This window comes from Streptomyces sp. NPDC090127 (assembly GCF_044746945.1).
Lineage (GTDB): Bacteria > Actinomycetota > Actinomycetes > Streptomycetales > Streptomycetaceae > Streptomyces.
Map to the genome: position 1 here is coordinate 304,247 of NZ_JBIVDE010000009.1, position 24,485 is coordinate 328,731.

Here is a 24,485-nt window from a genome sequence, read left to right on the forward strand (position 1 = left end):
GGTGACGAAGGGCCCGTCCGGCTTCCGCCGGGCGGGCCCTTCCGCCTTCCCTACGCCTGGAGCGCAGCGTCCAGGAGGACCCGTGCCGCGTCCTTCGCCCGGGTGGCGGGCTCGGGGGAGCCGTCGATGCCGGCGACGGCCATCGCGCCGTTGGCGAGCAGCGCCAGCTGGTCGGCCAGCTCCCCGGACGCTCCGAGGGCGGCGGTCTGCTCGGCGAAGTACTCCCGCAGGGCCTGCTTGTGCCCGCGGGCGATGGTCGCGACGTCCGGGGAGATGCCACCCATCTCCCCGAAGGTGTTGATGAAGGCGCAGCCGCGGAAGCCGGGGTCCGCGAACCAGGCGCCGAGGTAGTCGAAGACCGCGAGGGCGCGGTCGTACGGCGTGGTGGCGTGCGCGGCACCGTGGGCGGCGATGGCCTCCCGTACGGCGCTGTCGCGGCGGTTGAGGACGGCCCAGACCAGATGGTCCTTGGAGGGGTAGAGCTGGTAGAGGCGTTTGAGCGAGACGCCGGACGCGGTGCGGATCGCGTCCATGCCGACCGCCTGTACCCCGCGTTCGTCGAACAGCGTCTCCGCGGCTTCGAGGAGCCGCTGCTCGGCGGTGTCGGTGTCCATCGTCGCTCACCCCCGGAGGTGGGAGAACCATCGTTCTCCCACTCTACCCGGGTGAGCGTCAGAGCAGTCTGCGGGCGGCCCGGCGGAGGTCGTACTCGTGGACGATCGCCTTCGCGTGGCCGTAGGCGAGCTCGTGTTCGCCCCGGAGCCAGCTGACCTTCTCCTCGAACCGGACGAGGGAGGGGCCCTCCTCGACGGTGCGGAGCCAGTCGGAGACTTCACGACCGGTGCAGTGCGGGATGCGGGCGAGCAGGTTGCGGTGGGTCTCTTCGGAGAATACGTGGGACATCGGCGCCTCCGGACGCGTGTTGCCGTGTGCTCCTTCCCTGCACCGTGCCTGACCGTCGGCCCGTTGGCAACAGTGCCGGACCGGCGCGTAGGGTCGCGGAGTGCTTGATACGAGTGAACTGAGCGCCGCCGTCGAGCGGTTCGCCGACCGGCTGCGGTCGGCCCCGCAGAGCCGCCTCCAGCGCGGCGCCGCCGCCGAAGGGCTGGCGCTGGCCAGGGAGTTGGCGCTCCTGGCGCAGCGGATCGAGGGCCTGGAGGGGGAGTCGGGCGGACGGGTCATGCCGGACGCCGGGGTGTTCGCCGTCGCCGACCAACTCCTCGTCGCCGGAACCGATCTGGCTGAAGCGCTGCGAACGGCCCCGGCCGGTCCGCGTGAGCGGGAACTGGGCGAGGCCGTGAGGCTGGTACGCGAGAGCGCGGCGCGGTCGGGGGTCTAGGGGCCTAGGGAACTAGGGGCCCCGGACCGCGTCTCCCGGTCAGAGGGAGGCGATCACGCGGTCGGCGAGGATGTAGACGTTCTCGTCGTCCGCCTCGCCGAACGAGAACGTCAGGGCGTACGCCCCCGAGACGCCCGAGCCGCCGAGCAGGACCGGCGTACGGCCGGAGCGCAGGGCCTCCGCGAGGCGCTCCGCGGTCTCGCGGTGGCCCGGAGTCATGCAGAGCGTGGTGCCGTCGGCGAAGACGTACACGTCGAGCGTGCCGAGCGGGCCGGGGCGCACGTCGGTCAGCGCGGTGCGCGTGTCGGCGAGCTCCTCCAGGCGGGCCACCGTGCGCTCATGGTCGGTGACGACGGGTGTCTGGACCGGGACGAAGTCCGGGTGCGAGGGGTGGCGGCGGCGGGCCGCGGCGAGCTCGGGGGAGTCCTCGGCGTACTCGGTCAGCTCCGGGAACTCCTCAAGGACGCCTTCGACACCGGCGCCGTCGAGCGCGGCCGCCTCGGCCTCCATCGCCTCCAGGGCCATGGCCTCCAGGCCCGCGAAGTCGGCCTGGCGCGGCACGTAGAAGGGGCCGTCATCGGCGCTCCCGCCGAGGTTGCCGAGCAGGGAGGGGGCGTCGGCCGCGTCACGGGCCTCCTGGGCCGCCCAGAAGGCGCGCGCCTCGGCGAGCTCACGCTCGCGCTCCTCGGCCAGCGCCTCGGCGACCGCGGCGCGTATCTCGGCCGCGGGCGTCTGGCGGGCGTGCGGCACGGACACCCCGTGGGCGGTGGCGAGTTCGCCACGCAGGGCGACGACCTGCTTACGGAGACCGTGGGCAGCGCGCAGGGCGGCGGCGCCCACGACCGTGGCGGCGGCCGTGGTCACCAGCAGGGCAAGAGACATGGCGCTCACTGACGTACTCCCGATTCCGAGTCGATCCCCCGACTTCCTACATCAGCTTGTCCCGACGGTGCGCGTCCTGTCAGTGCATTACGTCACGAATTGGACAGGTATTTTGGCCGGGTGTTTAGTCCCAATCCGGCTATGACCTGCGGTTATGACTCTCCCCCGGGACATAGGTCACATCCTGGGGGAGATTCGGTCACGGCTGGGACGCGACGGGGTTGGCGAGGCTCGGACCGGGCCCGGTCAGCTCAGGCGCTCGATGACCATGGCCATGCCCTGGCCGCCGCCGACGCACATGGTCTCCAGGCCGAACTGCTTGTCGTGGAACTGGAGGCTGTTGATGAGCGTGCCGGTGATCCGGGCGCCGGTCATGCCGAAGGGGTGGCCGACGGCGATGGCGCCGCCGTTGACGTTGACCTTGTCCAGGTCCAGGCCGAGGTCCTGGTAGGACGGGATCACCTGGGCGGCGAAGGCCTCGTTGATCTCGGCCAGGTCGATGTCGCCGACGGTCAGGCCGGCGCGCTTGAGGGCCTGCTTGGAGGCCTCGACCGGGCCGAGGCCCATGATCTCGGGGGAGAGGCCCGAGACGCCGGTGGAGACGATGCGGGCGAGCGGGGTGAGACCGAGCTCGGCCGCCTTGGTGTCGGACATGATCACGAGCGCGGCGGCGCCGTCGTTGAGCGGGCAGCAGTTGGCGGCGGTGACCAGGCCGTCGGGGCGGAAGACGGGCTTGAGGCCCTGCACGCCCTCCAGGGTGACGCCGGCGCGCGGGCCGTCGTCCGCGGAGACGACGGTGCCGTCCGGGGTCGTGACCGGGGTGATCTCCCGCTCCCAGAAGCCGTTCTTGATGGCCTGCTCGGCGAGGTTCTGGGACCGTACGCCGAACGCGTCCATCTCCTGACGGCTGACGCCCTTCCAGCGGGCCAGGTTCTCGGCGGTCTGGCCCATGGCGATGTACGCGTCGGGGACGAGGCCGTCCTCGCGCGGGTCGTGCCAGGCGGAACCCTCGGACGCGGCGACGGCGGCGGTGCGGGCCTCGGCGTCGGCGAAGAGGGGGTTGTGCGTGTCGGGCAGGGAGTCGGAGTTGCCCTTCACGAAGCGGGAGACCATCTCGACGCCGGCCGAGATGAAGACGTCGCCCTCGCCGGCCTTGATGGCGTGCAGCGCCATGCGGGAGGTCTGCAGCGAGGAGGAGCAGTACCGGGTGACCGTGCAGCCCGGGAGGTGGTCCATCCCCATCTGGACGGCGACGATCCGGCCCAGGTTGTTGCCCTGCTCGCCACCGGGGAGGCCGCAGCCGAGCATCAGGTCGTCGATGTCGCGCGGGTCGAGCTCGGGGACCTTGGCGAGCGCGGCCTGGATGATCGTGGCGGTGAGGTCGTCGGGCCGCAGGTCCTTCAGCGAGCCCTTGAAGGCCCGGCCGATCGGGGAGCGGGCGGTCGAGACGATGACGGCTTCGGGCATCACGGCTCCAAGGGGTGCGGAGAGGGCGGACAGAACGGGAAGTTACCTGTACGTACGGCACGGGTCACCGCCTTGACGGTGTGACGCGGACCTCTTTTCTAAGCGAGCGCTCAGTTCGGCCCGCGTCCGGGGTGATCCCCCACCTCACCCCACCCCGAAACACCCGACTCCCTCCGCGGCGCCCCCTCACGTCCTGCGCGCCGCGTCCTCCTCCGTCTCCTCCGCGTCGGACGGCGCCGGAGCGGGGGGCTCCGTGGCCGTCAGGCGGCGACGGCGGCGGTGCTTCAGCAGGGCCCACGGAGCGCGGGCGCCCGTGACCTCCGTACCGGCCTCGCGGGCCGCCTCCGCCGCCGCCTTCGCCACCGGCAGCATGTCCTCGTGACGGTCCGGCTCCAGCCGGTCCGTCTCCGGCCACACGCCGAGGACCGCGCACACCGTCGGCAGGACCGCCATCGCCGCCGTCGCGTACCCCTCCGCCGACGGGTGGTAGTTGTCCGCCCCGAACATCTCCCGGGGGTTCGCCGCGAACTCGGGGCCCAGCAGATCCCCCAGCGACACCGTCCGCCCGCCCTGCTCCACCACCACGATCGTCTGCGCCGCCGCCAGCTGCCGCGACACCCGCCGCGCCATCCACCGCAGCGGCTGGTAGACCGGCTCGATCGTCCCGAGATCCGGGCAGGTCCCCACGACCACCTCCGACCCGGCCGTCCGCAGCCGCCGCACCGCCGCGGCGAGCAGCCGCACCGACTCCGTGGCCGGCATCCGGTGCGTGACGTCGTTGGCGCCGATCATGATCACGCAGACGTCCGGCGGGCCCGTCGGGGCCGACAGCAGCAGCGACACCTGCCGCTCCAGATCGTCCGAGCGCGCCCCCGGCAGCGCCACGTTCCGCAGCACCACCGGCCGCTCCGCCACCGCCGCCAGCCCCGAGGCGAGCAGCGCCCCCGGCGTCTGGCCCGCCCGACGCACCCCCTGGCCCGCCGCCGTGGAATCACCCAGAAGGGCCAGCCGCAGCGGGCCCGGACCCGGTTCCGAGGCCGCGAAGGTGCGTCCGTACAACCCGTCCGCCCCCGGCGGCAGGGGCGCGACCCCGCCCCCCACGTTCCGCTTCGCCAGCTGCACCTCGGCCAGGACCACACCCACCGCTGCCACACCGAGCAGCCCGATGCTGCCGCCGCCGTAGGCCGCGCCCGCCGCGATCCGCCGTGCCACCCTCGCCCTCGACATAGGGGCAGTCACCTCCTTCAAGCCGTTCAGGATCTAACTGCCCCGTAACCCGCTCCGACTACGCATACGCTGGACGCACCATTACGGAGACCCCGGAGATTACGGTGCAATTCCACGACTCGATGATCAGCCTCGTCGGCAACACCCCGCTGGTGAAGCTCAACAACGTGACGGCAGGCATCCAGGCCACCGTCCTGGCCAAGGTCGAGTACTTCAACCCCGGCGGCTCGGTCAAGGACCGTATCGCCCTGCGCATGATCGAGGCGGCGGAGGAGAGCGGCGCGCTCAAGCCCGGCGGCACGATCGTGGAGCCCACGTCCGGGAACACCGGGGTCGGCCTCGCGATCGTGGCCCAGCAGAAGGGCTACAAGTGCATCTTCGTCTGCCCGGACAAGGTGTCCACGGACAAGATCAACGTGCTGCGGGCGTACGGCGCCGAGGTCGTCGTCTGCCCCACCGCCGTCGACCCCGAGCACCCCGACTCGTACTACAACGTCTCCGACCGGCTCGTCCGTGAGACCCCGGGCGCCTGGAAGCCGGACCAGTACTCCAACCCGAACAACCCCCGCTCCCACTACGAGACCACCGGTCCCGAGCTGTGGGAGCAGACGGACGGGAAGATCACCCACTTCGTCACGGGCATCGGCACCGGCGGCACCATCTCCGGCACCGGCCGGTATCTGAAGGAGGTCGGCTCCGGCAAGGTCACCGTCGTCGGCGCCGACCCCGAGGGCTCGGTCTACTCCGGCGGCTCCGGCCGGCCGTACCTCGTGGAGGGCGTGGGCGAGGACTTCTGGCCGACCGCGTACGACCGGGACGTCACCGACCGGATCGTCGCCGTCTCCGACAAGGACTCCTTCCAGATGACCCGCCGCCTCGCCAAGGAGGAGGGTCTCCTGGTGGGCGGCTCCTGCGGCATGGCGGTCGTCGCGGCCCTGGAGGTCGCCAGGGAGCTGGGCCCGGACGACGTCGTCGTCGTCCTCCTGCCGGACTCCGGCCGCGGCTACCTCTCGAAGATCTTCAACGACGAGTGGATGGCCGACTACGGCTTCCTGGAGGACACCTCCACCGCCACCGTCGCCGACGTCCTGCGCCACAAGGAGGGCGTGCTGCCCTCCCTCGTCCACATGCACCCGGAGGAGACGGTCGGGGAGGCGATCGAGGTGCTGCGCGAGTACGGCGTCTCCCAGATGCCGATCGTCAAGCCGGGCGCCGGTCACCCGGACGTGATGGCGGCGGAGATCGTCGGCTCGGTCGTCGAGCGGGAGCTCCTCGACGCCCTGTTCACCCAGCGCGCCTCGCTGGAGGACCCGCTGGAGCGCCACATGAGCGCGCCGCTGCCGCAGGTCGGCTCCGGCGAGCCGGTCGCCGACCTGATGTCCGTGCTCGGTGAGGCGGCGGACGCGGCGATCGTGCTGGTGGAGGGCAAGCCGACGGGTGTCGTCAGCCGCCAGGACCTGCTCGCCTTCCTCGCGAACGGCGGGGTGCGGGGCGGCGCGGTGAACGTCGTCACGTAGCCCGAACGGTCTTCGAGCGGGCGTTCGCGCAAACGGTACGAGCGCGACACGTCCGCGCAGCACCCGCTTAACACGCGTCCGCCACAGTGGTGGTTGTCGGCGTCAAGGACTACGGAGCGGCTCCCGGACCTCCTCGCGACGCCACGGACGCGGAGACCGGCCCTGACCCGGGCCCGTGTCCCCCGCGGGGACCGCCGTCGTCCCGCCCCCCGGTTCACCGGGGGTGCGGCGGTCCCCGCGCCACACCTTCTTCTCAGGCCCCGCCGAGCGGGGCCCGGGCTACGGCCCCGGTCGCCGAGCTGGGCCCCGTCCGGTCGGCCCTGCTCTCAGTGCCTGTCCTCGTCGCGTGGTGACAGCGGCAGCCGGTCCCGGAAGGCGTGGACCGCGTTCACGCCCACGATGCCGAGCCAGGCCACCACCAGGCCCGCCAGACCGGCGTGCGCGGCGGCGATCGCGGAGAGCGGGACCGCCAGGACCAGCGAGATGATCCCGAAGCCGAACCGCGCGCCGAAGCCCTCGGCCCCCGGACCGCGGGGGCGGACGCCGCGGGCGCTCGCCACCTGCTGCTCGCCCAGCCGTCGCCGGACCTGCCGGTCGATCGCCGTGTCCAGGCTCTGCTCCACCTTGCCGAGGAAGGAGTCGACGAGGGCTGCCTCGTACTCCGTGCCCAGCTCACGGCGGGCCTGCAGGGTGGCGTCCAGTTCGCTCTTGAGCTCGTCCATGCTCGCCACCGTAGAGAGCCACGGCTCCCCACGTCGGTAGGGCTAGCCCCCGGCTTTTCTTGCCCTGCTGCATATCTTCATGCAGAGTTCGATGTGGATGAATAGGCAGGCGGGACGAGCGGAGGGGGACGGCGTGAGTGACAGCCCGGCCGGGCGGCTGCAGGCGCTCTTCGAGGGGCACCGGCTGACACCGACACAGCGGCGGATCGCGCACTGCATGGTGCGCCGCGCCGGTGACGTGGCGTTCCTGTCCAGCGTGGAGCTGGCCGAGCTCGCCGGAGTCAGCCAGCCCTCCGTCACCCGCTTCGCCGTCGCCCTCGGCTTCGACGGCTACCCGGCGCTCCGCCGCCACCTGCGCGAGGTCGCCCCCGCGGGCGAGGCCGCGGGCGAGGCAGGCGAGCACAACGAGTACCAGCAGGCCGTCCTCGCCGAGATCGAGAACCTCCGCCATCTCGCCGAACTGCTCGCCGACCCCGCACCCGTCGAGCGCGCCGGGCGGCTGCTGGCCGCCTCCCGCCCGCTGCCCGTGCTCGGACTGCGGGCCGCCTCCTCACAGGCGCGCGGCTTCGCGTACTTCGCCGCCAAGGTCCATCCCGACGTCCGCCTCCTCGACGAGGGCGGCTCGATGCTGGCCGACCGTATCGACGCGTCGGTACGGGCCGGGGCCACGGCCGTGCTCTGCTTCGCGCTGCCCCGCCACCCCCGCGAGGTCGTGGAGGCCCTGGAGTACGCCAGGGGCGCCGGGCTCACCGTGGTCACGGTCGCCGAGTCGGCGTTCGCGCCGGTCGCCGCCCACAGCGACCTGCTGATCCCGGCCGCCGTCGGCACCGGGCTCGCCTTCGACACGGCCTGTGCGCCGATGCTGCTCGGCCGGGTGCTCCTGGAGGCGATGGCCGACGAACTCCCCGACGCACAGGCACGGTTGGAGGAGTTCGACACCAAGGCGGCGGCGCGCGGCCTGTTCGTGGAGTAGGCGGAGAGCGGGGCCGAGGACCCGGGCGGGGGCCGGGGGCGGGCTCAGATCTCCAGTTCGGCCTCGATCTTCTTCAGCTGGTGGCGGGCCATCGCCAGGTTCGCCCGGTCCTTGCTCAGCGCCAGGTAGAGGAACAGGCCGTTCGTCCCGCGTCCCTTCAGCAGCCGGATCAGGTGGTACTGGGTGCCGAGGGTGATCAGGATGTCCTCGATGTCCTCCTGGAGGCCGAGCATCTCCATCGTCCTGACCTTGGCGCGGACCACGTCCGTGTTGCCCGCCGCCGCGACGGTGAGGTCGAGTTCCTTGCCGCCGCCGATCGTGCCGAGGGCCATGCCGCTGGTGTAGTCGACCAGCGCGGCGCCGATGGCGCCGTCGATGGTCGCGGCTTCCTTGAGAGCGGTCTCGGTGTTCGCCATGGGTGTCGCACTTCCTTTTCGGTTTCGGGTCGAGCGTCGGTCTGAGCTACGAGGGGTTTCTGTTCAGGTCTTTCAGGTCCTTGCGCTCCAGCGCCCCGTCGACGAGGTCGCCGATCCGGGCGCTCGAACGCCGGGCCTCCAGATGCAGCCGGCCCACGTTGATCCGGGGCTCGGCGAGCAGGGTCAGGACGGCGGCGCCGCCGGCCGCGTACGTGGCGACATAGCCGTCGTCGCCCCGCACCAGCAGCTCGCGGAAGCCGCCCTGGCCCGTGGACTCGGTCAGCCGCTGGGCGACACCGAGGGCCGCCGCCGTCAGCGCGGCCACCCCTTCCGCCTCGGCGTCCGCGGTGTCGTGGGCGAGGACCAGGCCGTCCGCGCTGGCCGCGAGCGCCCCGGTGAGCTGGGGCAGTCGGGCCCGCAGCCGTCTCAGCTCGCCGAGCACCTCGGCTTCTGCGGACATCAGTAATCTCCTCTCGGCGCGCAGGCGCAGGGCACGCCTCATCACAGACTTGCCTCCAGGGCGTCGCGGAGCCGGCGCAGCAGGGCGATGTCCGGGTCGGGTGCGATCTCGCCGACCCAGGTGGGGACGGGAGGCGGTGCGGCCGCCACGAGTTCGGGCGGGGTCTCCACGAGGCCGGCGGCGGCGAGGCGGCGGACCTCGAGGAGCGTGTGGAAGGCCGGCCGGCCCAGCACCCGTGCGATGTCCGCCGGTGTACGGACCCCGTCGGCGGCGGCGAGGAGCGCCCGCTGACGCAGGCTCACCGTCTGCCCCGGTGCGGGGGCGCGCGGCACGACGGGGGCGGTGTCCACGGAGCCGTACGGCCAGACGCTGTCGAGCAGTTCACGGCGGCGTACGGTCTCGCGCTCGACGGCCTCGGTCGAGACCGGCCGTACCGAACCGAACCAGTGGGCGACGCCGTACCGGAAGCGGGTCGGGCCGGTGGCGGGGGCGAGCGCGAAGAACGCGGCGTCGTAGACCGCGCCGAGGTGGCAGATCTCCAGCTCGCCGTCGCGCAGCCGGCCGCTCTCCACCAGGAACCTGCCGACCTCGCGCCGCGCCCCGGCCCGGTCGACGGCCTCGTCCCAGCGCTCGCGGGCCAGCCGCCCGCCGGCGGTCAGGAGGACGTCGAGCCCGGGCGCGGCGGGGCTCTCGGCGTGCGTGACGCGGCCGTCGACGAGGTAGAGCGTGCCGTGGTCGCGGAGCAGGGCGCCGGTGGCGCGCTCGGCGGCGAGGCGGACGAGCATGGGGGAGACGGTCATCCGAGCACCAGCTTCTCCGCGAGGTCGCGCAGCCGCATCCGGGCCAGCGCGAGGTTGCCGGTGTCCCGGTCGAGCCACAGGTGGAGGAAGACGCTGCTGTCGAAGGAGGTCTCGACGAAGCGGAGGACGTGGTAGCCGCCGCGGGTCGTGACGATCAGGTCCTCGACGGGCGGCCCCTTGGGCACCCGCTCGCGGAGCACGACCTCGGTGCCGGGGCGCAGCGCTATCTCCGTGCTGGGGCGCGCTGCCGTGCGCGAGGCGGCCCGGGATCCCGTGCGGGAGGCGCTGGGGCCGCCCGCGGCCGGGCCCGTGCCCTGGGCGGGGACGGCCGCCCCTGCGGTCGGGGCCTGGCTCGCGGGCGGGGTGAGGGGCGGCCGGGTGGGCGCGGGCGGGACGGGCCCGGTGATCGGTCTCGGCGGCGGGACGGGATCGGCGGTCGGCGGACCGGGCGGGACGACGGGGTCGGCGACCGGTCTCGGTGGCGGGGCCGTGCCCGCGAAGGAGTCGTACTCCGCTGCGGCGCGGGCCAGTTCGGCGGCCTCCGCGGCGGTCGTCTCGTGGTCTCCGACCGGCGATTCGCCCGCCGCGCCGAGGGCGAGCCCGCTGGTCCAGTCGACCAGCCAGGCTCCGCGCGCGCCCGGCAGGCTCATGGCCTCCAACAGGCACTCGTCGATTCCGGGCACGCGGGTTCCCCTCCCGATGCGGCGCGCAGGCGTACGGCAGTGACCGTGACGCTACTCAACGTTTCCGTCCCGGGCAGGAGTTCTGGCATTTTCCATCGGAACATGCCCTCGGCTTGCTTGAATTCGCCCCCGCGCGGTCAGTCCTCGCCGCGAACGCGCAGGGCGATCTTGTTGACCACCCACAGCCCGATCCCGAGGGCGAGCAGCACACCGGCCCGGACGTAGACGTCCGCGTCGCGGTCGGCGAGGGGGCTCGCCAGGACGAGGGCGGTGACGGCGCCGAGGACGGGGAGCACCGTCGGCGCACGGAAGTGGGCGTGCTCCACGCGGTCCTTGCGCAGCACCAGGACGGCGATGTTGACCACGGCGAAGACGCACAGGAGCAGGAAGGCGGTGGTGTCGCCGAGGCCCTCGATCTCTCCGGTGGTGACGAGGCCGAGGGTGAGGATCGTGGCGAAGACGATGCCGGTGATCGGTGTGCGGCGGTTCTTCAGGACCTTGCCCATCACGCTCGGCAGGACCCGCTCGTTGGCGAGGCCGTAGCAGAGCCGGGAGGCCATCATGATGTTGATGAGCGCGGAGTTGGTGACCGCGAAGAGGGCGATCAGCGCGAAGAGTTTCGGCGGGAAGTCGACCCCGCCGGCCTTGACGACCTCCAGGAGCGGTCCGCTCGACTGCTCCAGGGTGCGGTGGTCGACCAGGAGCGAGGAGATCAGGGCGACCAGGACGTAGACCGTGCCGGTGACGGCGACTCCCGTGAAGATGGCGCGGGGGAAGGTGCGGGACGGATTCTGCGTCTCCTCCGCCATGTTGACCGAGTCCTCGAAGCCGACGAAGGCGAAGAAGCCCAGGGCCGTGGCCCCCAGCACGCTCGTGATCAGCGCGAATCCGGTGCCCGACGCCTGGAACTCGCCCAGCCGCGACGGCTCCCCCTCGCCCCCGAAGACGGCCCACGCGCCGATCCCGAGGATGACCAGCAGGCCGGTGAGCTCGACGAGGGTGAGCACCACGTTCGTCTTCACCGACTCCGACACCCCGCGCAGCGCCAGGCAGGCGAGGGCGAGGACGAAGACGACCGCGATGAGCGTGGCCGGGACGGCGTCGGTGAACTCCTGGAAGTAGTCCCCGCTGAAGGCGCGGGCGGCGGCGCTCGCGGAGGAGAGGCCCGAGCACATCACCATGAAGGCGACGATGAAGGTGAGGAAGGGGACCTTGAACGCCTTCTGCGTGTAGAGCGCCGCGCCGGCCGCCTTCGGGTACTTGCCGACCAGCTCCACGTACGACGCGGCGGTCAGCAGCGCGACGACGAACCCGATCGCGAACGGCAGCCAGAGCGCGCCGCCGACCTTGCCCGCCACCTTGCCGGTCGTCGCGTAGATGCCGGTGCCGAGGATGTCGCCGATCACGAAGAGGATCAGCAGCTTGGGCCCGATGGCCCGTTTCAGCGCGGGCTGCCCGGAACCCGGCTCGTCTGCGGGCTGTTCGGACCGCGGTGCTGTTGTCATGGGGCCTCCCCTGGCGTCAGGAAACGACTGCCCTGGTGAGCGTCACGTGATGCCCCCGTCGCCATCACTCGTTCGAGCGAACAGGTGTGCGGGGAGGGGTGGATGCGGCCGTACGGGACGAGGCGTCCACGGGTGGCCGTACGGGGCGAGGCTGCCACGGCGGCTGTGCGGGATGAGGCGCGGGCGCTCGTCCGGGACGAGGCCGCCTCCCCGTCCGCCGTCCTCCCCCGCCCGCCGTCCTCCCCCGTCCGCCGTCCTCCCCCGTCCGCCGTCCTCCCCCGTCCGCCCCGCCGTCCTCCCCGCGTCACATGCGTCGTTCCACCGCGGCCGCCACGTCGTCCAGGTCCTTGGCGAGCGCCCTGCTCGCCGCCTTGGCCCCGAGGCCGCTCAGCAGCCGGGCGAGGAACCCCAGCCGGTTTCCCTCCGCCGGGCCCCCGGAGAACGTCATCCGGACCACCGTCGCCCCCTCGCCGTCCGGGCGCAGCGCGACCTCGGAGACGTAGTGCATGCCGTGCGAGTCCGCCACCGTCACGTAGCGGTCCGGCGGCTCGGCCTCGGTCACGGTCATCTCCTCCGTGGCCTCCTTGCCCATCATCCGCCGGGTCTCGCGCCAGCGGGTGCCCACGCCGAAGACGCCCTCGGTGAGCACCTCGACCCGCTCCACCCCGCTGAGCATCCGCTCCATGCCCTCCAGGTCCGTGATCGCTTCCCAGACCGGACCGGGAGGGGCCTGGATCCGGCGCTCGACGACGATGCTCTTCATGGCCATGGCTCCATGGAAGCACCGGGGTCGGACACCCGCCCGTGGTGTCAGCCCAGCAGGGCGTCCGGCATCCCACCGCCCGCCTCCGCGACGATCTCGTCGAGCGTCTGGGCCCTCCGTACGGTCGAGAACGTCACCGCGCCCTCGGCGTCCGGCGCGTCCGTGGTGAAGCCGTGGACGGCCGGCCGCGGCAGGCTGTTGTACGCGTAGGGGTGGGCGAAGTAGTACGCCCCGGTGTCCGGCACCGCCACGATGTCGGCCGGCCGCAGCAGCGGCAGCGAGCGGGCCGTGGCCAGCAGGTCCCCGGCGAAGCAGGCGGGCCCGGCCACGTCCTGGACGGTCTCCTCCCCGGTGCGCGGGCGGCCCTCGGAGTCGTACGCGAGGACGCGCAGCGGCCAGGAGACGGGGTCGTAGACGGTACGGGTGGCCACCTGCACGCCCGCGTGGGTGACGGCGACCGGGCGGGCGCCGGAGGTCTTGGTGTACTCGACGCGGGCCAGGATCGTGCCGTGCTTGGCGAGTAGCGAGCGGCCGAACTCGGTGACCAGGGCGTACCGCCCGTCGAGCAGCCCGGGGACGGTCGCGGCGAGCAGCTCGGCGTACTCCGCGTAGGTCGGCGTCTCCTCGTCGGAGGAGAAGTTCACCGGCAGTCCGCCGCCGATGTCGAGGGTGTCGATCTGCTGCCGACCGGCCTTGGCGTTGATCTCCTCGGCGAGCGCGTGAGCGGCGGCGACGCCCTCGGCCATGAGGGCGAGCGGGACGCCCTGCGAGCCGGTGTGGGTGTGCAGCCGGGTCAGCCAGGGCCGGTCGAGGTAGGCCCGTACGACCGCGTCCCGCGCGCCCTCGTCGCGCAGCGCGACGCCGAACTTGGAGGTCGCGGTCGCCGTCGAGAGCGCCCCGATCGAACCGGCCCCGATCTGCGGGTTCACCCGGATCCCGAGCGGCGAGGAGGTCGGCGCGGAGCCCACGAGCTCGTCCAGCCGCGCCAGCTCCTGGAGGTTGTCGGCGTTGACGGCGATCCCGAGCGCGAGCGCCTGGCGCAGGTCGGCGGGGGTCTTGGCGGGCGAGTCGAGCACCGTACGGGACGGGGGGAGGCCGGCGGCTCGGGCGAGGGCCAGCTCGCCGGGGCTCGCGACCTCGGCGCCGAGGCCGCACGCGTCGAGCAGCCGCAGCACGGGCACGAGCGGGCAGGCCTTCACGGCGAAGGCGTGCAGGACGGGGGCGTCGGTGACGGCGGCGAAGGCGGAGACGAGGGCTGCGGCGGAGGCGCGGATGCCGGCGGTGTCGAGGAGGGCGACGATCTGGCGGTCGGGGTCGGCGGACGACAGGAGGCCCTGCTCGACGGCGGCTCGGACGGCCCGATCGCGACGGGCCCCGGCGTGGTGGGAAGCCATGGCTCCATGGGACCACCGGTACGGGTGCCCCCGCAGCTGTTGACTACAACTATTCAGCAGTCCAGGATGTGAATATCTGATCCACACCGGAGGAGGCTGCCCCATGTCAGGACCCCGCCCCGTACGGGCCCCGCGCGGTACGGAACTGAGCGCCCTGGGATGGCAGCAGGAGGCCGCCCTCCGCATGCTCCAGAACAACCTCGACCCCGAGGTCGCCGAGCACCCCGACAAGCTCGTCGTCTACGGCGGCACGGGCAAGGCCGCCCGCGACTGGCGCTCCTTCGACGCCATGGTCCGCACGCTGCGGACCCTCAAGCAGGACGAGACGATGCTCGTCCAGTCCGGCCGCCCGGTCGGCGTCATGCAGACCCACGAGTGGGCCCCGCGCGTCCTGATCGCCAACTCCAACCTGGTCGGCGACTGGGCGAACTGGGAGGAGTTCCGGCGCCTGGAGCAGCTGGGCCTGACCATGTACGGCCAGATGACAGCCGGTTCGTGGATCTACATCGGCACCCAGGGCATCCTCCAGGGCACCTACGAGACCTTCGCCGCCGTCGCCGCCAAGAAGTTCGGCGGCACGCTCGCCGGGACGATCACCCTCACCGCCGGCCTCGGCGGCATGGGCGGCGCCCAGCCGCTCGCCGTGACGATGAACGACGGCGTCGCGATCTGTGTCGACGTCGACCCGCGCGCCATCGACCGCCGCATCGAGCACCGCTACCTGGACGTGAAGGCCGACAGCCCGGCCCACGCCCTCCAGCTGGCCGTCGAGGCCCGCGACGCCCGCCGCCCGCTCTCCATCGGCCTGCTCGGCAACGCGGCCGAGCTGCTGCCGCAGCTGCTGGCCGAGGGCGCCCCCATCGACATCGTCACCGACCAGACCTCGGCCCACGACCCGCTGGCGTATCTGCCGATCGGCGTCGACTTCGACGACATGACGGACGCGGCGGCCAAGGACCCGGCGGGCTTCACGACCCGGGCGCGCGAGTCGATGGCGCGGCACGTCGAGGCCATGATCGGCTTCATGGACGCGGGCGCGGAGGTCTTCGACTACGGCAACTCGATCCGTGGCGAGGCCCAGCTCGCGGGTTACGACCGGGCGTTCGCCTTCCCCGGCTTCGTACCGGCCTACATCCGTCCGCTCTTCTGCGAGGGCAAGGGCCCGTTCCGCTGGGCGGCCCTCTCGGGCGAGGCCTCGGACATCCACAAGACGGACAAGGCCATCCTCGACCTCTTCCCGGAGAACGAGTCGCTCCACCGCTGGATCACGATGGCCGGCGAGCGCGTCCACTTCCAGGGCCTCCCGGCGCGCATCTGCTGGCTCGGCCACGGCGAGCGGGACAAGGCGGGCGAGCGCTTCAACGACATGGTGGCGAGCGGCGAGCTGGCCGCCCCGCTGGCCATCGGCCGCGACCACCTCGACTGCGGCTCGGTGGCCTCCCCGTACCGCGAGACCGAGGCCATGCTCGACGGCTCCGACGCCATCGCCGACTGGCCGCTGCTCAACGCCATGGTCAACGTCGCCTCGGGCGCCTCGTGGGTGTCGCTGCACCACGGCGGCGGCGTCGGCATGGGCCGCTCCATCCACGCGGGCCAGGTCACGGTCGCGGACGGCACACCGCTGGCCGGCGAGAAGATCCGCCGCGTGCTGACCAACGACCCGGGCATGGGCGTCATCCGGCACGTCGACGCGGGCTACGACATCGCGGAGAAGGTGGCGGACGAGAAGGGCGTACGGGTCCCGATGCGCGAGGGCGACGCCTCCGTCGCGGACGGTGCCTCCGCGTGAGCGAGACGTTCCACGCCATGTGGCGGTCGCTGCGGCCCATCGGCCGAAGCGACGCCTCGGGCGGCTACCGCCGCCACGCCTGGACCGGTGCGGACGCCGACTGTCGGCTCTGGTTCCGGATGCAGGCCGAGGCGCGCCGTCTGAACTACGAGGTCGACCGCAACGGCAACCAGTGGGCCTGGCTCGGCGACCCGGCGGCCGGTGACGCGGTCGTCACCGGCTCGCACCTGGACTCCGTGCCGGACGGGGGCGCCTTCGACGGCCCCCTCGGCGTGGTGTCGGCGTTCGCGGCGCTGGACGAACTCCGCCGCAGGGGAGTGGAGTTCGTCCGGCCGTTCGCGATCACCAACTTCGGCGACGAGGAGGGCGCCCGCTTCGGCCTGGCCTGCGTCGGCTCCCGCCTCACGGCCGGGCGGCTGACGAAGGAGCAGGCGTACGAGCTCCGGGACGCCGACGGGATCACGCTCCCGCAGGCCATGGAGGCCGCCGGGTACGACCCCGACGCCATCGGCGCCGACCCCGAGCGGCTCGCCCGGATCGGCGCCTTCGTCGAGCTGCACGTCGAGCAGGGCCGCGCCCTGGACCTCTCCGGCGACGCCGTCGGCATCGCGTCCGCGATCTGGCCGCACGGCCGCTGGCGGTACGACTTCGCGGGCGAGGCCAACCACGCGGGCACCACCCGCCTGGTCGACCGCCGCGACCCGATGCTGACCTACGCCGAGACGGTCCTCGCGGCGCGCCGGGAGGCCGAACTCGCGGGCGCGGTCGCCACGTTCGGCAAGATCGCGGTGGAGCCGAACGGGGTCAACGCGATCCCCTCGCTGGTGCGGGGCTGGCTGGACGCCCGCGCCGCCGACCAGGAGTCCCTGGACACCGTGATCGCGGGCGTCGAGACGGCCGCCCGTGACTACGCGACCCGGCACGGCATCGACCTCACGGTCGTACGGGAGTCCTTCACGCCGGTCGTCGAGTTCGCGCACACGCTGCGGGACGAGCTGTCGGCCGTCCTGGGGGAGAAGACCCCGGTCCTCGGCACGGGCGCGGGACACGACGCGGGTATTTTGTCCGAATCGATCCCGACCGCCATGCTGTTCGTACGGAACCCCACGGGCGTCTCGCACTCCCCGGCCGAGTTCGCGGCCGAGGAGGACTGTGTGGCGGGGGTCATCGCACTCGCGGACGTACTGGAGGGCCTGGCGTGCAGGTGACGACGTACTGGCTGGAACACGCCTGGCTCGACACGAACGTGGAGCCGGGGGTGGCGCTCGAGGTGACGGACGGCCGCATCGCGGCGGTCCGCACGGGCGTCGACACCCCGCCCCCGGGGGCGGAGGTCCTCCGGGGCCTGACGATCCCGGGCCTGGCCAACGCGCACTCGCACGCCTTCCACCGCGCCCTGCGCGGGACGGTCCAGGTCGGCTCGGGCACGTTCTGGACCTGGCGGGAGGTGATGTACCAGGTCGCGTCGAGGCTGACCCCGGAGAGCTATCACGCGCTCGCCCGGGCGGTGTACGCGGAGATGGCGCTGGCCGGCATCACGGCGGTCGGCGAGTTCCACTACCTCCACCACGCGCCGGGCGGACGGCCGTACGCCGACCCCAACGCGATGGGCGAGGCCCTCGTGCAGGCGGCGGCGGACGCGGGCATCCGGATCACGCTCCTGGACACGGCGTACCTGTCGTCCGGCTTCGGGGCGGCGCCGGACCGGCACCAGCTCCGCTTCTCGGACGGCACCGCCCAGGCGTGGGCGGAGCGCGTCTCGTCGCTGAAGGAGCGCGAGGGCGTACGGATCGGGGCGGCGATCCACTCGGTGCGGGCGGTCCCGGCGGACCAGCTGGCGACCGTCGCGGACTGGGCGCGCGAGCGGGGCGTACCGCTGCACGTCCACCTCTCGGAGCAGACGGCCGAGAACGACGCCTGCCTGGCGGCCCACGGCCGCACCCCCACGCAACTCCTGGCGGACCACGGGGTCCTCGGCCCGAGGACGACGGGTGTCCACAACACCCACCTGACGGAGACGGACATCGGCCTGCTGGGCTCGTCCACCACGGGCACGTGCATGTGCCCGACGACGGAACGGGACCTCGCGGACGGTATCGGCCCGGCGGTCGCCCTTCAGCGGGCGGGCTCGCCGCTGTCGCTGGGCAGCGACAGCCACGCCGTGATCGACCTCCTGGAGGAGGCGCGGGCGATGGAGCTGAACGAGCGGCTCCGCTCCCGCACGCGCGGGCACTGGACGGCGGCGGCGCTGCTGCGGGCGGCGACGGCCGACGGCCACGCGGCGCTCGGCTGGGACGGGGCGGGCTCGCTGGAGGCGGGCGCGCTCGCGGACTTCACGACCATCGCGCTGGACTCCGTCAGGACAGCGGGACCGGTGCCGCGTCTGGCAGCCGAGACGGCGGTATTCGCAGCGTCGGCCGCGGACGTGCGGCACACGATCGTGGCCGGCCGCCCTGTCGTACGAGACGGGGTCCACCAGTCCGTACCGGACGCGGCCGGGGCTCTGGCGGAAGCGATCGCAGCCGTGCGCGGCTGACCGGTCCTCCCGGACCGCCCCGACTGCCCGGACCGACCCGGCTGCCCCGACCGACCCGGCTGTTCCGGCTGACCCTGCTCACCCGGCTGAAGGAGACACCTTTGAGCACGAACACGGGCCCCGTGGCGAGGAACAACGCGGCGCCGACCTCGGCACCCACGAGTGCGAAGAGCGCGGTCGCGACGGACGCCACCGCCATCGTCAACATCGCCAGCCTGGTCACGAACGATCCCTCCCTCGGTGATGGCAGCCAACTGGGCCTGATCCAGGACGCGGCCGTCGTCATCGAGGGCGACCGGGTGGTCTGGGTCGGTGAATCAAGCAAAGCACCCGCCACTGACAACCGGGTCGACGCCGGCGGCCGGGCCGTGATCCCCGGCTTCGTCGACTCCCACTCGCACCTGGTCTTCGCGGGCGACCGTACGGCGGAGTTCAACGCCCGGATGTCGGGACAGCCGTACAAGGCGGGCGGCATCAGGACGACGGTGGCGGCGACGCGGGCGGCGAGCGACGAGGCCCTCTCGGCGAACGTGGCCCGCTACATGGACGAGGCGCTGCGCCAGGGCACGACGACGTTCGAGACGAAGTCGGGCTACGGCCTGACGGTCGAGGACGAGGCGAGGGCGCTGCGGATCGCGGCCGGGCACACGGACGAGGTCACGTACCTCGGCGCCCACATCGTGGCGCCGGAGTACGCGGACGACCCGGCGGGGTACGTGGAGCTGGTGACGGGCGAGATGCTCGACGCCTGTGCGCCGTACGCCCGGTGGGTGGACGTCTTCTGCGAGAAGGGCGCGTTCGACGGGGACCAGGCGCGGGCGATCCTGACGGCGGGCAAGGCGAAGGGCCTGCACCCGAGGGTGCACGCGAACCAGCTGACGTACGGCCCGGGCGTCCAGCTGGCGGTGGAACTGGACGCGGCGAGCGCGGACCACTGCACGCACCTGACGGACGAGGACGTCGCGGCTCTGGCGGGTTCGTCGACGGTGGCGACCCTCCTCCCGGGCGCGGAGTTCTCCACCCGGGCGGACTGGCCGAACGCCCGGCGCCTGCTGGACGCGGGCGTGACGGTGGCCCTGTCGACGGACTGCAACCCGGGCTCGTCGTTCACGTCCTCGGTCCCGTTCTGCGTCGCGCTGGCGGTACGGGACATGGGCATGACCCCCGACGAGGCGCTGTGGTCGGCCACGGCAGGCGGCGCGAAGGCCCTCCGCCGCACGGACGTGGGCCACCTGACCCCCGGCGCCCACGCCGACCTCACCCTCCTGAACGCCCCCTCCCACGTCCACCTGGCCTACCGCCCGGGCGTCCCCCTGGTCGCGGGGGTCTGGCGGCGGGGGACGCGGGTGGTGTGAGCTGGAACCGCGCGGTCCCGGGCGGCCGCGCATGCGACCTGACGGTCAACTCGGGCCCTGTGCCGGAGGGATACAGGGGCGCCGGACAGGCCCCCTACTTCCGCCACGACGTCCCGCGCTGACAGGCCCGCCGCCCTCGCCGGCCGGCGCGAGGACTACGATCTTCGACCGACGGCCGGGGGGACGGGGCGGTATGAGCGAGCTGGGCACAGCTGAGCGTGGTGCGGAGGCGGAGGCGGAGGCGGAGACGAAGGCGCTGGAGGCGCCGCCATTGCCTGACGTCGCGCTTGAGGCCCCCGACGCCCCCGACGCCAACGCCCAGCCGGAGGAGCCGGGTGAGGCTGAGCAGCAGGACGAGCCCGGCGAAACGGAAGGGCCGGAGGAGTTGGAAGGGCCGGAGGACTCGGAAGGGCCGGGGGAGTCGGAAGGGCCCGGGGAGCCAGAGGGGAACGGCGAGCCGGAGGGGTCCGGGGAACCTGAGGGACCAGGGGAGCCGGAAGGCCTCGGGGAGCCTGAGGAGCCCGAAGCGCCAGGCGAACCCGCTGAGCCGGTCGAGCCCGAGGTCGCTCCGGACACGGCCGATGCCGTGTCGGACACGGCAGAGACCTTGCCGGACACGGCGGACACCATGCCGGAAACGGCGGACACCGCGCCGGACACGGCAGAGACTGCGCCGGATACGGCGGACACCGCGCCGGACACGGCAGAGACTGCGCCGGATACGGCGGACACCGCGCCGGACACGGCGGACACCGCGCCGGACACGGCAGAGACCTTGCCGGATACGGCGGACACCATGTCGGACACCGCCGACGCCGGCCCGGAGCCCGAACGTGCCTTCCTGGGCGACGTCTTCTCGAAGCTGCGGGACAGAATCACCGGACCGCACGAGTCGGCGGAGGGGCCCGTCGACAAGTACGCCACCGTGGACCGGCCGGACTTCAACGCCATGGAGATCCCGGAAGTCGGTGTGACCCTCTTCCGGTACGGCACGCCTCTCGAGCGCCCCGACGGGCAACGCGCCCCACTGTTCGACGGTCCGCCCAGGCGTGAGCAGACCGAGCAGGGAAGGCTCGGGGACTGTGGCGTCATCGCCACCATGGGGGCTGTCGCCACGCATCTGCCGGAGGCGATCTCGGAGTGCGTGAAGGAGAACGGCGACGGTTCCTACGATGTGACGTTCCACCAGGTGAAGAAGACGTTCGGCGGAGATTTGATCCGCTGCGAACCGAACGGCGCCGTCACCGTTCTCACGATCACGCCGGAGCTTGTCGTGCAGTACGACCGGCCGGACAGGCCCGCCTACGGCCGTGCGGGCGCCGACGGTGTCGCCTGGCCCGCAGTACTGGAAAAGGCCTTCGCGGGAGTGGACCAGACCTGGGAGGCGGACCGCCCCGGACAGGCGTCAGGCTACGAACGCCTCGATCTCGGGACCAGGCCGAGCCACCGCGCTGAGATGCTGACCCAGCTCACGGGGCGGCCCGCCTACACCGAAGACATCCCGACCCAGTACGACATGAACGGCGTCAGCCCGGACCGCCAGCTGCTCGCCACGTTCCGGGAAAAGCTCGATGCAGGCTGCCCGATACTGATCGGCACCCGCAAGATCGGGAAGGACGAGCGGGCGCTTCCCAAGGGCCTTGTGGACGGGCATGCGTACGAGGTGACCCAGGTGGACGACGAGGGACTCATCCATCTGCACAATCCGCACAACCTCAACGATCCGAAGCCGCTGACGGCGAAGGAACTCAGGGCCAACTCCAACAGCCTGTTCACCACGATGGGATAGGAACATGATCAACGAAGTGTGGCTGTGGCCACGCGTGGTCGGAGACTCGGACGATGCCCGGTTCTCGGTGATCCACCTCTACGCCCCGCCCGACACGCCGCTCAGCATCCAGCTCGTTGTCGCGGCCGACGAGGAGCGCACCTACACCCTGCACGTGGGCGACACCTTCCCCGTACGGGACGAGACCTGGACGTTCGAACGGGTCGACAACGTGGAGACCGAGCGCTGGCTCGTACTCCTGCGCAAGGTCACCTGAACGTCGTCCGGATCCGACCCGCAGGCGCTGGATCGCGTACCCCGTCATCGTGACCCCGCACATGCCGAGGGCGAGGGGGAAGGGTGTGCCTCGGCGAAAGCGTGCTGGGCCGCCCAGCCCGCCCACACCAGGATCCAGACCGCGCACGCCGTGAGGCGGCCGCTTGCGCCGAGGGTGCGGAGGAGGACGGTCGCGATCGCGCATGCGCTCTTCCAGTTCCGCGTACGCGGAAATCATGCTTTCCCCCTGAACCCCGGCCCCATGTGGCCCAAACCAGGGCGACCCGTCAATAACGCAGAAGGGCCTGTCCGGTGAGGAACAGGCCCTTTCCACAGGTCACTTGAGGGCACCCGGAAGGGGGTGCGCCGGAGCGCGGAGGCGCGGAGATCACTCCTCCAGCGTCAGGCCCTTGCGCAGCCGCGTCAGGGTCCGCGAGAGCAGCCGGGAGACGTGCATCTGGGAGATGCCCAGCTCCTCGCCGATCTCCGACTGGGTCATGCCGGCGACGAACCGGAGGGAGAGGATCTGCCGGTCACGGGCCGGCAGCGAGGCGATCATCGGCTTGAGGGACTCGATGTACTCGATGCCCTCGATGCCGTGGTCCTCGTAGCCGATCCGGTCGGCGAGCGCGCCTTCGCCCTCGTCGTCCTCGGGCTGGGCGTCCAGCGAGCTCGCGGTGTACGCGTTGCTGGCGGCCATGCCCTCGACGACCTCGTCGCGGCTCAGGTCGAGCTGCTGGGCGAGTTCGGCGACGGTCGGGGCGCGGTCGAGCCGCTGGGCGAGCTCGTCACCGGCCTTGGCGAGGTCGAGGCGGAGCTCCTGGAGCCTGCGCGGAACGCGCACGGACCACGAGGTGTCGCGGAAGAAGCGCTTGATCTCGCCGACGATGGTCGGCATCGCGAAGGTGGGGAACTCGACGCCACGGGTCAGCTCGAAGCGGTCGATGGCCTTGATGAGGCCGATCGTGCCGACCTGGATGATGTCCTCCATCGGCTCGCTGCGGGAGCGGAACCGGGAGGCGGCGAACTTGACCAGGGCGAGGTTGAGTTCGACCAGCGTGTTACGGACGTACGCGTACTCGTGCGTGCCCTCTTCGAGGGCGTCGAGCCGGGCGAAGAGCGTCTTCGACAGGGCTCGCGCGTCCAGCGGGTCGACCTGGTCGAAAGGCCCGATCGCGGAGATCGCGTCGATCTCGGAGATCTGAGAGGTCTCGGAGACCTGATTGGTCTCGCCGAACCCGGGAAGGTCTTCGAGGGTGGGGGGCGGAGTTGCTGCCGACGGCGCGTCGTGGGTACGCGTGGCGTCGAGCCGGGGTGACATGGTCTCCTCCATCGTTTCTTCCTGCTGCGGTTTGCGGCGCCTCCAAGCCGGACGTATGGACTGTGCCTTACTAGGCCTACCCGCTCAGCGCACCAAGTTGCAAGTGCCAATTGTCCGGTTTGTCTGACTATGTTGTGGTGTTCGGGTGCACGGCACAGCCTCACACTTGTAAGGTGCGAGGCACGTCAACCGGCATCCGCGAGAGCGAAAGAGGCACGGGCATGGACCGCCATCACATGGGCAGCGCGCAGCCAGGGAGGCTGCGGGTCGAGGTCCGCACCGTGGGAGCGACCGAGGTCCTCACTCCGGTGGGTGAGCTCGATCACCACACGGCCGAGGTGTTGCGCGCGCCACTCGATCGCGCGCTCGACGCGGGCCGGTCACGGCTCGTGGTCGACTGCTCACAGCTCGACTTCTGTGACTCCACCGGCCTGAACGTGCTCCTCGGCGCTCGGCTGAAGGCCGACGCCGCCGGAGGGGGAGTCCATCTGACGGGGATGCGGCCGGTGGTGGCCAGGGTCTTCGAGATCACCGGTGCGGACGTCGTCTTCACCGTGCACGAAACGCTCGCGGCGGCGCTGCCCGACGAGAACGTCGCATAGGTGTCGTCGAGGGTGAACCGGGCAGGAGAGCCCCGGTTTCGTCCGTTGTCTGGTGAATCTGTCTGGTGAATCGGTGAGGTGAAGCGCTGATGGACACTGCTGCCGATGGCAGGGGGGTCGAGGGGTCGGTGGGTCCTGTCGTGGACACAGCTCTGCTCGACGTACGCACGCTCGCGCTCGGCGCCGCCAGCGGCATCGTTCCGCTCGCCCGCGACTTCACCAGGTCCGCGCTGTACGACTGGGGCTGGCTACCGGCCGCGTCCGCCGACGCCAGGGCCGCCGCCGAGGACGTCCTGCTCGTCGTCTCCGAGCTCGTGACCAACGCCTGTCTGCACGCCGAGGGCCCCGAGACGCTGCGCGTGCTGCGCCGTGCCAAGGTGCTGCGGCTGGAGATCACCGACCGAGGCGCGGGCCAGCCCGCACCGCGCACCCCGCACCGTGCCGCGCGGCCCGGCGGACACGGCATGTTCATCGTGCAGCGGCTCTGCCTCGACTGGGGCATCGAGCGCACGACGGGCTCCCCCGGCAAGACGGTCTGGGCCGAACTGGCGGCCCCCGCCTAGGACGCGGCTGCCCGGCTCGCCCGCCCCCGGCCCCTGGCCCGCCCGGCTCGCCCGACCCACGCGGCCCGCCCCCGGCCTGCCCGGCCCGCCCCCGGCCCCTGGCCTGCCCGGCCCCCTGGCCTGCCCG

Annotated in this window: 24 protein-coding genes and 1 pseudogene; 11 read left to right on the forward strand and 14 right to left on the reverse strand. The window is 72.3% G+C overall.

What is annotated here, in order from left to right:
• Window positions 1-50: 50 nt before the first annotated feature.
• Both ACIPPS_RS29935 and ACIPPS_RS29940 read right to left on the reverse strand, forming a co-directional pair.
• Window positions 51-614 (reverse strand): TetR/AcrR family transcriptional regulator, encoded by a 564-nt coding sequence (locus tag ACIPPS_RS29935; RefSeq protein WP_401438394.1) that lies wholly within the window; start codon window positions 612-614, stop codon window positions 51-53.
• A gap of 58 nt (window positions 615-672) precedes the next feature.
• Window positions 673-903 carry a DUF4287 domain-containing protein gene (locus tag ACIPPS_RS29940; protein WP_401438397.1) on the reverse strand — a complete coding sequence of 77 codons (231 nt, stop codon included), beginning with the start codon at window positions 901-903 and terminating at the stop codon, window positions 673-675.
• 100 nt (window positions 904-1,003) lie between these two features.
• On the opposite strand from ACIPPS_RS29940, the gene ACIPPS_RS29945 reads away from it, so the two are divergent.
• Complete coding sequence (locus ACIPPS_RS29945; RefSeq protein ID WP_401438400.1) at window positions 1,004-1,339, forward strand: hypothetical protein; 336 nt, start codon at window positions 1,004-1,006, stop codon at window positions 1,337-1,339.
• A gap of 39 nt (window positions 1,340-1,378) precedes the next feature.
• Here ACIPPS_RS29945 and ACIPPS_RS29950 read toward each other — a convergent pair whose 3' ends face one another.
• The 3 genes from ACIPPS_RS29950 to ACIPPS_RS29960 all read right to left on the reverse strand — a co-directional run bounded on the left by ACIPPS_RS29950 (window position 1,379) and on the right by ACIPPS_RS29960 (window position 4,900).
• Window positions 1,379-2,221: a hypothetical protein gene (locus ACIPPS_RS29950; RefSeq protein ID WP_401438403.1), complete on the reverse strand. Its 843-nt coding sequence runs from the start codon at window positions 2,219-2,221 to the stop codon at window positions 1,379-1,381.
• Between the two features lie 246 nt (window positions 2,222-2,467).
• Complete coding sequence (locus tag ACIPPS_RS29955) at window positions 2,468-3,688, reverse strand: acetyl-CoA C-acetyltransferase (RefSeq protein WP_401438406.1); 1,221 nt, start codon at window positions 3,686-3,688, stop codon at window positions 2,468-2,470.
• A gap of 186 nt (window positions 3,689-3,874) precedes the next feature.
• Window positions 3,875-4,900 (reverse strand): SGNH/GDSL hydrolase family protein, encoded by a 1,026-nt coding sequence (locus ACIPPS_RS29960; protein ID WP_401438608.1) that lies wholly within the window; start codon window positions 4,898-4,900, stop codon window positions 3,875-3,877.
• A 119-nt stretch (window positions 4,901-5,019) separates the two neighbouring features.
• Here ACIPPS_RS29960 and ACIPPS_RS29965 point away from each other — a divergent pair, with 119 nt between their 5' ends.
• Window positions 5,020-6,432: a cystathionine beta-synthase gene (locus ACIPPS_RS29965; RefSeq protein WP_401438409.1), complete on the forward strand. Its 1,413-nt coding sequence runs from the start codon at window positions 5,020-5,022 to the stop codon at window positions 6,430-6,432.
• Window positions 6,433-6,758: 326 nt separating this feature from the next.
• On the opposite strand, the gene ACIPPS_RS29970 is transcribed toward ACIPPS_RS29965, so the two are convergent.
• The gene (locus ACIPPS_RS29970; protein WP_401438412.1) at window positions 6,759-7,154 is read right to left on the reverse strand and encodes a hypothetical protein; all 396 of its coding nucleotides are present in this window, start codon (window positions 7,152-7,154) and stop codon (window positions 6,759-6,761) included.
• 133 nt (window positions 7,155-7,287) lie between these two features.
• On the opposite strand from ACIPPS_RS29970, the gene ACIPPS_RS29975 reads away from it, so the two are divergent.
• On the forward strand, window positions 7,288-8,127 hold the full coding sequence (locus ACIPPS_RS29975) for a MurR/RpiR family transcriptional regulator (protein WP_401438414.1): 840 nt from the start codon (window positions 7,288-7,290) through the stop codon (window positions 8,125-8,127).
• A gap of 44 nt (window positions 8,128-8,171) precedes the next feature.
• Here ACIPPS_RS29975 and ACIPPS_RS29980 read toward each other — a convergent pair whose 3' ends face one another.
• The 7 genes and pseudogenes from ACIPPS_RS29980 to ACIPPS_RS30010 form a co-directional block, all read right to left on the reverse strand.
• A complete protein-coding gene (locus ACIPPS_RS29980; RefSeq protein ID WP_401438417.1) occupies window positions 8,172-8,543 on the reverse strand; it encodes a hypothetical protein in 372 nt (123 codons plus the stop codon).
• Window positions 8,544-8,589: 46 nt separating this feature from the next.
• Window positions 8,590-9,045, reverse strand: a complete 456-nt coding sequence (locus tag ACIPPS_RS29985) for a roadblock/LC7 domain-containing protein (RefSeq protein WP_401438420.1) — start codon at window positions 9,043-9,045, stop codon at window positions 8,590-8,592.
• Window positions 9,045-9,803: a transcriptional regulator gene (locus ACIPPS_RS29990; protein ID WP_401438422.1), complete on the reverse strand. Its 759-nt coding sequence runs from the start codon at window positions 9,801-9,803 to the stop codon at window positions 9,045-9,047. Before ACIPPS_RS29990 ends, ACIPPS_RS29985 begins: the two co-directional genes overlap by 1 nt.
• A pseudogene (locus tag ACIPPS_RS29995) lies at window positions 9,800-9,979 on the reverse strand (hypothetical protein); the annotation flags it as partial. The pseudogene ACIPPS_RS29995 and the gene ACIPPS_RS29990, both read right to left, overlap by 4 nt.
• 644 nt (window positions 9,980-10,623) lie before the next feature.
• A complete protein-coding gene (locus ACIPPS_RS30000) occupies window positions 10,624-11,991 on the reverse strand; it encodes an APC family permease (protein WP_401438425.1) in 1,368 nt (455 codons plus the stop codon).
• Between the two features lie 304 nt (window positions 11,992-12,295).
• Complete coding sequence (locus ACIPPS_RS30005; protein ID WP_401438428.1) at window positions 12,296-12,760, reverse strand: SRPBCC family protein; 465 nt, start codon at window positions 12,758-12,760, stop codon at window positions 12,296-12,298.
• 41 nt (window positions 12,761-12,801) lie between these two features.
• On the reverse strand, window positions 12,802-14,148 hold the full coding sequence (locus ACIPPS_RS30010) for a diaminopimelate decarboxylase (RefSeq protein ID WP_401438431.1): 1,347 nt from the start codon (window positions 14,146-14,148) through the stop codon (window positions 12,802-12,804).
• Window positions 14,149-14,251: 103 nt separating this feature from the next.
• Between ACIPPS_RS30010 and hutU the strand changes: the two genes are divergently transcribed.
• From hutU to ACIPPS_RS30040, 6 genes are all read left to right on the forward strand, one after another.
• Entirely contained in the window at window positions 14,252-15,937 is a 1,686-nt protein-coding gene (gene hutU / locus ACIPPS_RS30015) for a urocanate hydratase (protein ID WP_401438434.1), read from the forward strand.
• 17 nt (window positions 15,938-15,954) lie between these two features.
• On the forward strand, window positions 15,955-17,145 hold the full coding sequence (locus ACIPPS_RS30020) for an allantoate amidohydrolase (protein WP_401438611.1): 1,191 nt from the start codon (window positions 15,955-15,957) through the stop codon (window positions 17,143-17,145).
• Window positions 17,136-18,473 (forward strand): formimidoylglutamate deiminase, encoded by a 1,338-nt coding sequence (locus tag ACIPPS_RS30025; RefSeq protein ID WP_401438437.1) that lies wholly within the window; start codon window positions 17,136-17,138, stop codon window positions 18,471-18,473. The genes ACIPPS_RS30020 and ACIPPS_RS30025 overlap by 10 nt, the downstream gene beginning before the upstream one ends.
• A 101-nt stretch (window positions 18,474-18,574) precedes the next feature.
• Window positions 18,575-19,828, forward strand: coding sequence for an imidazolonepropionase (gene hutI / locus ACIPPS_RS30030; protein ID WP_401438440.1), 1,254 nt, complete (start codon window positions 18,575-18,577; stop codon window positions 19,826-19,828).
• Between the two features lie 193 nt (window positions 19,829-20,021).
• Window positions 20,022-21,617 carry a C2 family cysteine protease gene (locus ACIPPS_RS30035; protein WP_401438443.1) on the forward strand — a complete coding sequence of 532 codons (1,596 nt, stop codon included), beginning with the start codon at window positions 20,022-20,024 and terminating at the stop codon, window positions 21,615-21,617.
• 4 nt (window positions 21,618-21,621) lie between these two features.
• Window positions 21,622-21,873 carry a DUF6406 domain-containing protein gene (locus tag ACIPPS_RS30040; RefSeq protein WP_401438445.1) on the forward strand — a complete coding sequence of 84 codons (252 nt, stop codon included), beginning with the start codon at window positions 21,622-21,624 and terminating at the stop codon, window positions 21,871-21,873.
• 387 nt (window positions 21,874-22,260) lie between these two features.
• On the opposite strand, the gene ACIPPS_RS30045 is transcribed toward ACIPPS_RS30040, so the two are convergent.
• The gene (locus ACIPPS_RS30045) at window positions 22,261-23,205 is read right to left on the reverse strand and encodes an RNA polymerase sigma factor SigF (RefSeq protein ID WP_401438447.1); all 945 of its coding nucleotides are present in this window, start codon (window positions 23,203-23,205) and stop codon (window positions 22,261-22,263) included.
• A 209-nt stretch (window positions 23,206-23,414) separates the two neighbouring features.
• Between ACIPPS_RS30045 and ACIPPS_RS30050 the strand changes: the two genes are divergently transcribed.
• Together ACIPPS_RS30050 and ACIPPS_RS30055 are read left to right on the forward strand one after the other, a co-directional pair.
• Window positions 23,415-23,795: an STAS domain-containing protein gene (locus ACIPPS_RS30050; protein WP_401438450.1), complete on the forward strand. Its 381-nt coding sequence runs from the start codon at window positions 23,415-23,417 to the stop codon at window positions 23,793-23,795.
• Between the two features lie 89 nt (window positions 23,796-23,884).
• Entirely contained in the window at window positions 23,885-24,358 is a 474-nt protein-coding gene (locus tag ACIPPS_RS30055) for an ATP-binding protein (protein ID WP_401438453.1), read from the forward strand.
• Window positions 24,359-24,485 lie beyond the last annotated feature (127 nt).

Excerpts from the sequence above, each read along its gene's own strand:
- ACIPPS_RS29955 (WP_401438406.1), bottom strand. The coding sequence starts at position 3,688 with ATGCCCGAAGCCGTCATCGTCTCGACCGCCCGCTCCCCGATCGGCCGG.
- hutU (WP_401438434.1), top strand. The coding sequence starts at position 14,252 with ATGTCAGGACCCCGCCCCGTACGGGCCCCGCGCGGTACGGAACTGAGC.
- ACIPPS_RS30010 (WP_401438431.1), bottom strand. The coding sequence starts at position 14,148 with ATGGCTTCCCACCACGCCGGGGCCCGTCGCGATCGGGCCGTCCGAGCC.
- ACIPPS_RS30040 (WP_401438445.1), top strand. The coding sequence starts at position 21,622 with ATGATCAACGAAGTGTGGCTGTGGCCACGCGTGGTCGGAGACTCGGAC.
- ACIPPS_RS30045 (WP_401438447.1), bottom strand. The coding sequence starts at position 23,205 with ATGGAGGAGACCATGTCACCCCGGCTCGACGCCACGCGTACCCACGAC.
- ACIPPS_RS30055 (WP_401438453.1), top strand. The coding sequence starts at position 23,885 with ATGGACACTGCTGCCGATGGCAGGGGGGTCGAGGGGTCGGTGGGTCCT.
- ACIPPS_RS30035 (WP_401438443.1), top strand. The coding sequence starts at position 20,022 with ATGAGCGAGCTGGGCACAGCTGAGCGTGGTGCGGAGGCGGAGGCGGAG.
- ACIPPS_RS29985 (WP_401438420.1), bottom strand. The coding sequence starts at position 9,045 with ATGAGGCGTGCCCTGCGCCTGCGCGCCGAGAGGAGATTACTGATGTCC.
- ACIPPS_RS29990 (WP_401438422.1), bottom strand. The coding sequence starts at position 9,803 with ATGACCGTCTCCCCCATGCTCGTCCGCCTCGCCGCCGAGCGCGCCACC.
- ACIPPS_RS29940 (WP_401438397.1), bottom strand. The coding sequence starts at position 903 with ATGTCCCACGTATTCTCCGAAGAGACCCACCGCAACCTGCTCGCCCGC.
- ACIPPS_RS29970 (WP_401438412.1), bottom strand. The coding sequence starts at position 7,154 with ATGGACGAGCTCAAGAGCGAACTGGACGCCACCCTGCAGGCCCGCCGT.
- ACIPPS_RS30005 (WP_401438428.1), bottom strand. The coding sequence starts at position 12,760 with ATGGCCATGAAGAGCATCGTCGTCGAGCGCCGGATCCAGGCCCCTCCC.
- ACIPPS_RS30020 (WP_401438611.1), top strand. The coding sequence starts at position 15,955 with ATGTGGCGGTCGCTGCGGCCCATCGGCCGAAGCGACGCCTCGGGCGGC.
- ACIPPS_RS30000 (WP_401438425.1), bottom strand. The coding sequence starts at position 11,991 with ATGACAACAGCACCGCGGTCCGAACAGCCCGCAGACGAGCCGGGTTCC.
- ACIPPS_RS30050 (WP_401438450.1), top strand. The coding sequence starts at position 23,415 with ATGGACCGCCATCACATGGGCAGCGCGCAGCCAGGGAGGCTGCGGGTC.
- ACIPPS_RS29950 (WP_401438403.1), bottom strand. The coding sequence starts at position 2,221 with ATGTCTCTTGCCCTGCTGGTGACCACGGCCGCCGCCACGGTCGTGGGC.
- ACIPPS_RS29980 (WP_401438417.1), bottom strand. The coding sequence starts at position 8,543 with ATGGCGAACACCGAGACCGCTCTCAAGGAAGCCGCGACCATCGACGGC.
- ACIPPS_RS29935 (WP_401438394.1), bottom strand. The coding sequence starts at position 614 with ATGGACACCGACACCGCCGAGCAGCGGCTCCTCGAAGCCGCGGAGACG.